1 protein-coding gene is annotated in these 510 nt (G+C 36.1%); it reads right to left on the bottom strand.

All coding sequences use genetic code 11. The features are described from left to right. Window positions 1–190: 190 nt before the first annotated feature. Window positions 191–510, bottom strand: a 320-nt coding sequence (locus tag HC175_RS17465; RefSeq protein WP_168139572.1) for a carboxy terminal-processing peptidase, incomplete at its 5' end; no start/stop codon positions are given.

Here is a 510-nt window from a genome sequence, read left to right on the forward strand (position 1 = left end):
AACATTTCTTTAAAACACTTTTCCAGGTTCTTAACTTCCGTTCTACAGGATCTGCTGAGACATTAAAAACCTTACACTCTATTCTCTATACGCTACTCTCAATACTCAGCACTCAGTACTTCCTTCTAACAGGTACAAAAAAAAGGGCTTCCTAAAAAAGCCCTTTTTGAGAAATATTCTTTGAATAATTTTAGTTCTTGATATTCGCAACACCCGATTTTTTGATGTTGTTCACCTTTAGGTCTTCCAGCACGTTTACTGCTTCTTCCATATAGATATCACTGGTTAAACTCTTGTGCCATCTTTCCCTTTTTTCTGCAAGGGTTGTATCCACAGTAAACAGTTCTTTTTCATACGGTAAAGAGTTATAGGTAAGATTGGACTTGTACTCAGATATCTGGTCAAATTTCTTTGCCTGCTCCTCATTTAGATCCATTTCTTTGCTGTAATCTTCAAAATTAAGAGGGAAAGTAGTATTATCTCTCTGATCCCTGATCCATTCGGCATTTT

It is taken from the genome of Salinimicrobium oceani (assembly GCF_012037645.1).